The organism is Streptomyces sp. NPDC051051, assembly GCF_040682975.1.
Lineage (GTDB): Bacteria > Actinomycetota > Actinomycetes > Streptomycetales > Streptomycetaceae > Streptomyces.
The window spans coordinates 1-10,000 of record NZ_JBFBCB010000103.1; the positions used below are offsets into that span (position 1 = coordinate 1).

Sequence of the window (10,000 nt, forward strand, 5' to 3'; positions counted from 1 at the left end):
CGCTCCCGCGCGCGGCCCCGGGGGCCGGTGCCCGGCCCCCGGCCGGCTTCGGCGCACCGCGGCGCCCGCGCGGACGGCGGAGCCCGCACGGACGGCGGAGCCCGCACGGACGGCGAAGGCGGCGGCGACGCGACGAAGGGCCGGGCGAGATCCCCGAGGGGTCTCGCCCGGCCCTCTTCCGCCGGCCGGTACGGCGCCGTCAGCCGAGCACGTCGGTGACGGGACGGCGGGGCAGGGACCGCACGCAGGGCGGGTGGCCGAGGCGGAGGACCATCTGCGGGTACTGCCCCGCGGTGAGCGTCTGCCGGATCCGCTTGCGCAGGTGCGGCACTTCGAGGGGCTGCGTGTGGAAGGCCGCCATGACGCCGTGGGCGGCCGCCTGCAGCAGCATCCGCTCCAGTGCCTGGCCGGCCCGCAGCCAGGCGGCCAGGTCGTCGCGGTCGGTGCCGAGCAGCACCACCAGTCCGGTCCGGGCCGGCCACCGCCGGGGCGGCGTGGGGAACATGCCGGTCAGGCCCGCGTAGTCCCGGCCGGCGAGCGTGGTGCAGTCCGGGTGCAGGACGCCGACGTCGGCCGGGACCCCGTCGTTGCGGGGCTGTGCGAACCGCCAGGTCCATCCGGCCTGCTCGGCCGCGAGTGTCGCGTCGGTGCGGTGGGCGTCCTCGCCGGCCCGGACCAGTTCGGCCAGCCGCCGGCGGTCCGTGCTGTCGTCGACGACGTGCAGCTCGGCGCCCTCACGACGGACCTGCTCGCGCAACTCCTCCAGGAGTCCCGGGGGCGGCGCCTGCGGCAGGAAGGGCCCGTGTGCGGTGTGCCGTCTGCCCAGGGCGGCGTACAGCCGCTGCTCCTCGGGGGTCGGCCGGGTGTAGGCGCCCCAGCCGACCGTGGCGAGGTGGGCGAGGTCCTGCGGGTCGGGGAAGGTGTCGACGAGGGGCCGGAATCCCAGGTGCAGCATGGCGAGCCGGATGTTGAGCAGGGCCGCCCCGCAGCCGAGGACCATCTCCCGTCCCAGGGGATCGGCCAGGGGCAGTCCCCGCTCCGCGACCGCGTGCAGTTCGATGCCCCTGTCCCCGTGCGCCACGAAGCGCCAGGGCTGGGTGTTGTGGAGCGAGGGCGCGGTGATGGCCGCGCGGGCCAGATAGGCGGAGGCGTGACCGGGGCATGTGCTGACGACGGACATGAACGGTGCCGCCCTTTCTTGAGCTTCCTGGTCCCAGGATCGCTCCGGGCAGCGGTTTCCCGGCAGGGGCCGCAGGTCCCCGGCGGCGGCCGAGGGGCCCTGGCGACGACGGATCCGGGACCGGTGCGGGCTCCGCCGGGCGCGGTCACCCGGGGAGGAGCAGACGGCTCGTCTCCCCCGGCTGGACGCTCACGGCCCGGTCGGCGAGCTGGATGTCGATGGGCGAGCGGTCCGACGGCGGCACCTCGATCTCCAGCTGCTCGCGCGACAGACGCAGCCGTACGCCCCAGTGGCCCTGGTAGCGCAGGGCGAACCCATACGAGGACAGTTCCGGCAGCGGCACCGGATCGAGCCACAGGGCCCCCTCACGGGTCTCCAGTCCGGTCAGCCCGCGCTGCACCAGGTCGAGGCTGCCGGCCATGGCGCCCAGGTGGATGCCCTCACCGGTGGTGCCGCCCTGGATGTCCGCGATGTCGCCGCGCAGGGCCTCCTGGCAGAAGGTCCAGGCCTCGGCGCGCCGGGCCCTGGCCAGGATCCAGCCGTGGACCAGGCCGCTGAGCGTGGAGCCGTGGCTGGTGCGCCCCAGGTAGTAGTCGACGGTGCGCAGCCAGGTGTCCTCGTCCAGGCGGTGTCCCAGGCGGTGGAACAGCGCCCGGAGTTCGGCCGGGGAGAACAGGTAGCCGAGCATCAGCACGTCGGCCTGCTTGGACGCCCTGTAGCGGTTGACGGTGTCGCCCTCGGCCTCCAGGATCCGGTCCAGGCGCCGGATGTCGTCGTACCGCCTGCGGTAGTCCCCCCAGTCGAGTTCGGCGAGGTCGCCGTAGCCCTCGAACTGGCTGATGACGCCGTCGTGGAAGGGCACGTGCAGGGTGCGGGAGACGTCCTCCCACTGTTCCAGTTCGCCGCCGTCCAGGCCGGTGCGCTCGGCCAGTTCGCGTCGGCGCGGCTCGGGCAGGGCCCCGAGCACCTCGAGGGTGCGGGTGAGCACCCAGGCGGCCGTGACGTTGGTGTAGGCGTTGTCGTCGAGGCCGGGTTCCGGCGCGTCGGGGTACGCGTCGTGGTACTCGTCGGGCCCCATGACGCCCAGGATTCGGTGCCGTCCGAGGCGCTCGTCCCAGGTGGCCGAGTCCGCCCAGAAGCGGGCGATCTGCAGGAGCATCTCGGCGCCCTTGGTGTGCAGGAACTCGGCGTCCCCGCTGGCCTCGCAGTACTGCCACACGTTGTACGCGATCGCCGAACCGACGTGGTACTGCAGATGGGAGTGGTCGGGCAGCCAGCGCCCGGAACGGGGGTTGAGGTGCAGGCGCTGTGTCTCCTCGCGCCCGTCGCTGCCGCTCTGCCAGGGGTAGCGGGCACCGCGCTGGCCGATCGCCCGCGCGGCCGCGCAGGCCTGCTCCAGGCGGCGGTGGCGGTAGCGGAGCAGGGCGCGGGAGACCTCGGGGAAGTGGAGGTTGAGGTACGGCAGGACGAACAGTTCGTCCCAGAACACGTGCCCGCGGTACGCCTCGCCGTGCAGGCCCCGGGCGGGTACCCCGACGTCGAGGTCCGCGGTGTGCGGGGACAGGGTCTGCAGCACGTGGAACAGGTGCAGCCGCAGGACGGCTCCCGGCTCGCCGGGGACGTCGATGTCGGCCCGGCGCCACAGCAGGTCCCAGGCCGTCAGGTGGGCCTCGAGCAGTTCGTCGAAGCCGGGGGCCCGGCCCAGGCGCTCTACCGCCGCCTCCAGGGGGTCGCTGATCGCGCGGTCGTGGGAGGTGTGCAGGGCGACGGTCTTGTCGACGGTGACGGTGCTCCCGGCGGTCAGGTGCAGGACGGTCTCCTGGACCGCCCGCCGCTGCTCGTGCCGCGCGGCGACCGGGGCGCCGGCCGACGTGAGGCGGGCCGCCATGCCGATGCGGACGTCGGAGGTCCGGGTGCGGCAGCGCAACCACACCGTGTCCGCGGCGCGGGTGCCGGTGTGCACGTGGGTGAGGTGGCGGCCGTCCAGATCGCGGTAGCGGGGCACGCCGGCGTTGGTGACGCCACCGTCGAGCGCGGCCTCGACCTCCAGGTCGACGGAGTGGCCTTCCAGGGTGAACTCGGTGCGCAGGGCGGCGAGATGGGGGTCCGCCATGTGCACGAGCCGCTGCTGGCGCACCGTCAGCGCGCCTCCGTCTCCGAGGGCGTACCGGGTCCGCCGCTCCAGCAGGCCCGAGGCGAGGTGGAGCAGGAGGCGGTGGTCGAGCACCGTGGCCGTGTCCGGGGTGAGCCACTCCCCTCCGGCGAGCCGGAACCGCAGCGGGAGCCAGTTGGGGAGGTTGACCATGTCCTCGTTCTCGACGCGGCGGCCCGCCACCTCGGAGGTCAGCCGGTTGTAGCAGCCGGCCGCGTAGGTGCCCGGATAGTGCACCCCGTCCGCGTCGCACTCCGGGAACGCGCCGCGGGTGGCGAAGTAGCCGTTGCCCAGCGTGCACAGCGACTCCCGGAGCGGCTCCTGCCCGGGCTCGTACCCCCGGTACTCCCACACCCCGTCCGGTACGGCGGCACCCGGCCCCTCGGCGAGCTGCCCCGGGCCGTCGGTGTCGCGCGTGCCGCCCGCCGGTCCGCTCGCAGTGCCGGACCGGCGGGACGGGCCCGTCCGTTCCGGCAACGGCGCCACGGTACCCTCCGCCTCCTTCCCCTGTGCGTGAGCGGGGGCTCTCACGCCCGCTGCGGTACGACCGTCACCGGGCACTGCGCGTGGTGCAGCAGCGTGTGGCTCACCCGGCCGAGTTGCAGGCCGACGTGACCGACCCTGCGCCGCGCGCCCACGATGACGAGGTCGGCGGCGGCCGAGCGGTCGACGAGCACCTTGGCGGCCGGCCCCTCCACCGTCGTCCGGCGCACCCGGACCGCCGGGTGCTCGGCCATCGCCTCGCGCACGACCTCGTCGAGCAGGGCCGAGGCGCGCTCCTCGTGGTGACGGGCCCGTTCGTCCGCGGGCGCCGGACGGTCGACGCTCTCGTGCGCGGGGCAGCGCCAGGCGCGCACGACGTCCAGGGTGCACGCCCGCGCCTCGGCCTCGCGGAAGGCGAGGCGCACCGCGTCACCACCGGTGTCCGCGTCGCCGGCCCCGAGGAGGATCCGCTCGTGGGTGCCGGCCAGGGCGGCGGCATCCCCGCGGACCACGGTCACCGGGCAGTGCGCGCGGGCGGCGACGGCCAGGCCGACCGAGCCGAGGAGCAGTCCCTTCAGCTCACCGCGGCCGCGCGAGCCGGTCACCAGGAGAGCGGCGTTGTCGCCCTCGTGCAGGAGGGCGTCCGCGGGTTCCGTGGTGAGGATCGCGGTCGACACCTTGACGTCCGGGTTGCGCCGCCGGGCGCGTTCCGCGGCGGAGGCCACGATGTGCTCCGCCAGTACCTGCGCCGAGGGGCGTTCCTGCCCGCGGAGCGCCATGGCGCCCTCGTAGCGTTCCCAGAGGGAGGCGTGGACCAGCCGCAGCGGCAGGCCCAGGCGGGCCGCCTCGTCCACGGCCCAGTCGACCGCCGTCAAACTGGGATCCGATCCGTCGACGCCCACGATCAGGGGCAGTTCCGTCATCGTGCTCACCGCCTTCCGTCGGGCTGTCCTGCGAATACAGCAGAAACCCTCTCTACCACCGTCGCACGCGGAGCGCCGCCGGGGCAGGGGCGAAGGGGGTGGTCCGGGGGCCGGACGGCCCACCCGATCGCCTCGGTCGCCTCGGACGGCGCGGACGGCGCGGCAGCCGGCAGGGCACGGACCACCGGGCCGGCCTGCCGCCGACGGCCGTGGGACCGTGCCGTCGACGGCCGCGGGCCGCTGACGGCGGCGGCGGTGGGGGCCGCTCGGCCCCGTGCCCGGGGCCGCTCAGGCCCTGGGAGCCGCTCCCCTTCCGGAGGACGCTGGGGGCACAGGCTCCGGAGGGAGGGGCCCACGGTTCCTCCCTCCGGACACGTCCCGACCGTTCGAGGAGAACCAGCCATGAAGGCCACCAGGGTCGACACCCTCATGGTCCGCGACGTCGTCACGGCCGAGCGCGACACACCGTTCAAGGAAGTGGTGCGCAGGCTCGACCGGCACCGGATCAGCGGGCTGCCGGTGACCGACCCGGAAGGGAAGGTCGTCGGTGTGATCTCCGAGACGGATCTCCTGCTCCGGCAGGCGGCGGCCCCCGCACCGGGCGGCGGCCGGGGCTCCTGGGCGGAGCGGCTGCGCGGGCTGAGCCGGCGTGTCCGCCGCGACGCGGCCAGGGCCCGCGCCGGCACGGCCGGCGGCGTCATGTCGGCTCCGGCGGTCACGGTGCGCGCCGACGCCACCGTCCGCGAGGCGGCCCGGCTCATGGCCGAACACGGCATCGAGCGTCTGCCGGTGGTGGACGAGGAGGACCGGCTGGTCGGCATCGTCACCCGGCGCGAGCTGCTCCGGGTGTTCCTGCGCCCCGACGAGGAGATCCGCCGGGCGGTGGAGCAGCGGGTCTTCGGCGACGCGCTGTGGCTGGCGCCGCACGTCGTCGAGACCTCCGTCAGGAACGGCGTGGTCACGCTCACCGGCCAGTTGGAGCGGCGCAGCGACATCCCCGTCGCGGTGGGTCTGGCGAGCCGCCTCGACGGTGTGGTCGCGGTCGTCGACCGCCTGTCGTACCGGCTCGACGACTCCCATCTGCGGCCCGCCGACCAAGCGGCCCTGCACGGCATCACGGACGACTGGATGCGCCGGCTCTGAGCCCGCGCCCCGGCGGGCGTCGGCCGCCCGGCCGACGGGCCCCGCGACGGCCCTCACCAACGAGAGAAGGCAGTCATGGTTCCCCTGCCCCTGATCGGCGCCCTGGTCCTCGGCGCCTGCATGGTGTTCGGCTACAGCTCGTTCGGCGTGGGTTTCGTCCTCATGGCGGCGGGGCTCCTCGGCCTCATCGCGTTCATGTCCACGCGGGGCACGGTGCTCAGGCCCGGCGAGCGGGAGGCCGTCATCGAGGAACGGCATTACATCGGCGGCCACGACGACCACCACCGCTACCGGTCCTGATCGCCGGGGCTCCGGGCATGCCCTCCACGAGGAGCGGTCGACGCACGGCAGGTCGACGCGCGGGAAGGGGGAATCGACGTGATGATCACGGCGCTCGTCTCGGTGGTCCTGTTCGTGCACGGTTTCGTCCATCTGCCGGTCTGGCTGGCGCCCACCGGCGGGGACGGGCCGTTCGACCCCCGGCACTCCTGGGCGCTGGCGGCGGCAGGAGTGCCCGGTCCCCGGGTCGCGGGAGCCGCCTCCATCGGCCTGGCCTCGGTGACGTCCATGCTGTACGTCATCGCGGGCGCGGCCGTCGCCGTACAGAGCGGCGGACGGCCGGCGGCGGCGCTCCTCGCCGCCTGCGTCGGCCTGCTGCTGAAGACCCTGTGGTTCAACCCCTGGCTGTCCCTCGGCGTGCTGCTCGACGTGGGCGTGGTCGTCGCCGTACTGACCGGCTGGCCCGCGTCCCTGTACTGAGCGGCCCGGTCCGCGAGGGACCATCGGCGGCCCGGCGGGAACCACCCGGCCCACGCCGCGCGGCCGCCGCCGGAGCCACCGTGGTGGTACGAGAACTCTCCGGGAGGCTGCCATGACCGACATCGTCACCGCCGGAAGGATCGTGGTGGGCGTCGACGGGTCCGAGGCCTCGTCGTCGGCTCTGCGCTGGGCCGCGGAGCAGGCCCGGGCCCTGGGGGCGGAGGTGGTCGCCGTGCACGCCTGGGAGCCGTCGGGTCCCGGGTTCGCCCCGTACGCCCCGGTCGCGGCGCGCCCCACCGCCGCCGCCGAGCGGGACGCGGCCGCGCGACGGCTGGCGGACACGCTGCGGGAGGTGCTCGGCCGGCGGTCCGACGTGGCCGTACGCGCCGAACTGGTCGAGGGTCCCGCCGCGCGGGTGCTCCTGGAGCAGGCCCGCGGCGCCCTCCTGCTGGCCCTGGGACGCACGCCGCACGAGTGGGGCGAGGCCCCGGTGATGGGCGCGGTCGGTCGCGAGTGCCTGCGGCACGCGCCCGTTCCGGTGGTCGCGGTGCCCGTGGTGCCCGCCCGGTCCCCGGCGCCGCTCGCGGTGGCCGCGGCGGGGCCGCGCGCACGAGCGCCCCGCACCCCCGCCCACGCCGCGTCGGGGTGAGCGTCATGACCGTCCTGGTCGGCCACATGAGCGCGGACGGCTCCACCCGGGAGATCGCCGAACGGATCGCGGCCGGCCTGCGGCGGGCGGGACGCGTGGCGGAGGCCCGGTCGCTGGCCGAGGTCGCCGACGCGGGCGCCTACGAGGCGTTCGTGCTGGGAAGCGCCGTGCACGGGCAGAGGTGGCTCCCCCCGGCCGTGGACTTCCTCCGGGACAACCTCGACGTGCTGCGGGCGCGGCCGGTGTGGATCTTCAGCGTCGGGATGCCGGACGCGCTGCGTGGGCCGTTCAGGCGCATGGGGCCCAAAGAGGTGCCGGTGATCGAGAAGGGCCTGCCGGCCGGTCTCGGGTACCGGGACCACCGTCTGTTCTCCGGTGTCGTCACCGCGGCCCGGCTGCCGCGTACGGGCCGGATCGTCTTCCGCCTGATGGGCGGCCGGTTCGGCGACCACCGGGACTGGGACGCCATCGACGCGTGGACGGCACGGACAGCCGCCGCGCTGGAGGGTCCGCCGACCGCCTGACGGGCGCTGCCGGGCCGCTCCGGGGCCGTGCGCGGACTCCCGGTGTCCCGGCCGGGCGGGGCGGGAGGCCCACCGGGCGGGACGTCCCGATGGGATTTTTTGGTGGTGTGCGGCGGTGGTGTGCGGTCGCCAGGTCAGCAGGAGAGCGGTGCGCGGCGGTCCGGCCGCCCTCTGTCCGGCCGCACGCTGTCCGCCCGCTCCCGGTGCCGAGCCGGCGGTTCCGGCGGCACGGCCGCCCGTCGGCGTGCCCGGCGTACGGCCAGCGCGTCGGCCACCGCGGCGATCGCGAACGTCACACCCGTCGAGGTGGCCAGCAGCAGCGCGAGCCGCTCCCGGCGTTCCGGTGCGAGAGCCGTACCCACTCTTCTTCACTCCTCCCGGTCCGGCACTGTTCCTTCGCCTCCAGCCAACTCCCGTCGGCACCTCGCCGCATGGGCCGACCGGCCCGGATCCCGCCGGGGAGCGGCCCCATGTCCTCCCGGCCGGCCGAGCCCCACCCCCCGTTGGGCCGAAGGACCCTCATTGGGGTCGAGCGGCCCGTGGCCCGCGCGGGCCGACGGGGACAGTCTGGAATCAGCGGAGCTGCCGTGGCGAGTCGGCGCCGGACCCGCGCGCCCGACCCGGCGCCGGCCGGCTCCGCAGCCGACGCCCCGAGCACGCTCCGTACGCCCCACACGTCGGCCGCCTGCGGCCGGAGGCAAGAAGGGAACGGGAACGATGACCTCCATCACTCTGGCCGCGGGCCTTCCGGTCCAGCACCGTGAACAACTGATGCGGTACGCCCGCGAGGTCGCCTTCGACGTGGGCACCCGCATTTTCGAGAAAGGACGGCACGCCGACCGCTTCTGGATCATCAGGACCGGGACCGTCGCCCTCGACCTGCGGGTGCCCGGCCGTCGCGCCGCGGTCATCGAGTCGATCGGTCACGGCGAACTGGTCGGCTGGTCCTGGCACTTCCCGCCGTACGTGTGGCAGCTGGGCGCCGAGGCCACCAGTCCGGTGCGCGCGTGGGAGTTCGACGCGGAGGCCGTGCGGGCGATGTGCGCCGACGACCCGGAGTTCGGCCGCGCGGTCGCGCAGTGGGTCGGGCGGGTCGTCGCCCACCGGCTGCAGTCGGCCCGCGTCCGCCTGCTCGACCTGTACGCCCCGTACGGCAGCGGCAGCCGCTGAGGCCGGGGCGCCCGTCGACCGACGGCGCCGCCCCGGCCGTCCGGACCTGGTCACCGCCGCTCCCCCGCGCGCCGGTCCGCCGGCGCGGCTCCCCCACCGCCACTCCGCCTTCGGTACTCCGCCCACCGCCACCCCGCTTCCGACACTCCGAGGAGCACATCATGTCCAGCAGTCCGCACATCGTCAGCGACGTCATGACGCACACGGTCGTGGCCGTGGGCCGCGACGCGCGCTTCAAGGACATCGTCCAGCTCATGGAGGAGTGGAAGGTCAGCGCCCTGCCGGTGCTGGAGGGCGAGGGCCGGGTCGTCGGCGTGGTGTCCGAGGCCGACCTGCTGCCGAAGGAGGAGTTCCGCGACGACGACCCCGACCGGTACACCCAGCGGAGCCGGCTGGCCGACCTCGCCAAGGCGGGCGCGCTGACCGCCGGGGAACTGATGAGCACCCCGGCGGTGACCGTGCACGCCGACGCCACCCTGGCCCAGGCCGCCCGCATCATGGCCCAGCGCAAGGTCAAGCGGCTGCCCGTCGTCAACGCCGAGGGCCTGCTCGACGGCCTGGTCAGCCGGGCGGACCTGCTGAAGGTCTTCCTGCGGACGGACCAGGACATCGCCGAGGAGGTCCGGCGGGAGGTCGTCTCCGTCCTCTTCCCCGCCCCGGCCGAACCCCTCGGCGTGGAGGTCCAGGACGGCGTGGTGACCCTCACCGGTCACATCCGCGACACCTCCCTGGTACCCGTCGCCGCCCGTCTGGTGCGCGCCGTCGAGGGCGTCGTCGACGTCGAGTGCGACTTCTCGGGCGGGTTCCCGCACAGCGTGCCGAGCTGAGACGGGGGCTCCTGGGCGGCGGCGGTACGACGGGCCGCACGGGAGCCTGACGGGCCGCACGGGAGCCTCGGGGGAAACCGACGGTGGGCGGCCGGTGGTGCACCGGTGCAACACCCCGGTTCGATGAGTGCGATGAACTTCGGAATCCGCCGAGCCGGGAAGCCCCGGGGCTGGGAAGTCGATCCGTGAG

The 10,000-nt window shown here is 75.1% G+C and carries 11 protein-coding genes; 7 read left to right on the plus strand and 4 right to left on the minus strand.

The features are described from left to right. Positions 1 to 199 precede the first annotated feature (199 nt). The 3 genes from AB0N31_RS35750 to AB0N31_RS35760 form a co-directional block, all read right to left on the minus strand. Positions 200 to 1,180 (minus strand): hypothetical protein, encoded by a 981-nt coding sequence (locus tag AB0N31_RS35750; RefSeq protein ID WP_366062709.1) that lies wholly within the window; start codon positions 1,178 to 1,180, stop codon positions 200 to 202. A gap of 145 nt (positions 1,181 to 1,325) precedes the next feature. After that, positions 1,326 to 3,686 (minus strand): glycosyl hydrolase family 65 protein, encoded by a 2,361-nt coding sequence (locus AB0N31_RS35755; protein WP_366062719.1) that lies wholly within the window; start codon positions 3,684 to 3,686, stop codon positions 1,326 to 1,328. A gap of 173 nt (positions 3,687 to 3,859) precedes the next feature. Further along, positions 3,860 to 4,738: a universal stress protein gene (locus tag AB0N31_RS35760; protein ID WP_366062720.1), complete on the minus strand. Its 879-nt coding sequence runs from the start codon at positions 4,736 to 4,738 to the stop codon at positions 3,860 to 3,862. Between the two features lie 402 nt (positions 4,739 to 5,140). Between AB0N31_RS35760 and AB0N31_RS35765 the strand changes: the two genes are divergently transcribed. The 5 genes from AB0N31_RS35765 (at position 5,141) to AB0N31_RS35785 (ending at position 7,813) form a co-directional block, all read left to right on the plus strand. Then, entirely contained in the window at positions 5,141 to 5,881 is a 741-nt protein-coding gene (locus tag AB0N31_RS35765) for a CBS domain-containing protein (protein ID WP_366062710.1), read from the plus strand. A gap of 75 nt (positions 5,882 to 5,956) precedes the next feature. Next, positions 5,957 to 6,181 (plus strand): hypothetical protein, encoded by a 225-nt coding sequence (locus tag AB0N31_RS35770; RefSeq protein ID WP_366062711.1) that lies wholly within the window; start codon positions 5,957 to 5,959, stop codon positions 6,179 to 6,181. A gap of 81 nt (positions 6,182 to 6,262) precedes the next feature. Continuing rightward, entirely contained in the window at positions 6,263 to 6,640 is a 378-nt protein-coding gene (locus AB0N31_RS35775; protein ID WP_366062712.1) for a hypothetical protein, read from the plus strand. Positions 6,641 to 6,752: 112 nt separating this feature from the next. Beyond that, complete coding sequence (locus AB0N31_RS35780; RefSeq protein ID WP_366062713.1) at positions 6,753 to 7,289, plus strand: universal stress protein; 537 nt, start codon at positions 6,753 to 6,755, stop codon at positions 7,287 to 7,289. 5 nt (positions 7,290 to 7,294) lie between these two features. Further along, positions 7,295 to 7,813, plus strand: coding sequence for a flavodoxin domain-containing protein (locus AB0N31_RS35785; protein ID WP_366062715.1), 519 nt, complete (start codon positions 7,295 to 7,297; stop codon positions 7,811 to 7,813). Positions 7,814 to 7,947: 134 nt separating this feature from the next. On the opposite strand, the gene AB0N31_RS35790 is transcribed toward AB0N31_RS35785, so the two are convergent. After that, positions 7,948 to 8,175: a hypothetical protein gene (locus AB0N31_RS35790; protein ID WP_366062716.1), complete on the minus strand. Its 228-nt coding sequence runs from the start codon at positions 8,173 to 8,175 to the stop codon at positions 7,948 to 7,950. 355 nt (positions 8,176 to 8,530) lie between these two features. On the opposite strand from AB0N31_RS35790, the gene AB0N31_RS35795 reads away from it, so the two are divergent. After that, a complete protein-coding gene (locus AB0N31_RS35795; RefSeq protein ID WP_366062717.1) occupies positions 8,531 to 8,983 on the plus strand; it encodes a cyclic nucleotide-binding domain-containing protein in 453 nt (150 codons plus the stop codon). Between the two features lie 161 nt (positions 8,984 to 9,144). Continuing rightward, positions 9,145 to 9,810: a CBS domain-containing protein gene (locus AB0N31_RS35800; RefSeq protein ID WP_366062718.1), complete on the plus strand. Its 666-nt coding sequence runs from the start codon at positions 9,145 to 9,147 to the stop codon at positions 9,808 to 9,810. Positions 9,811 to 10,000 lie beyond the last annotated feature (190 nt).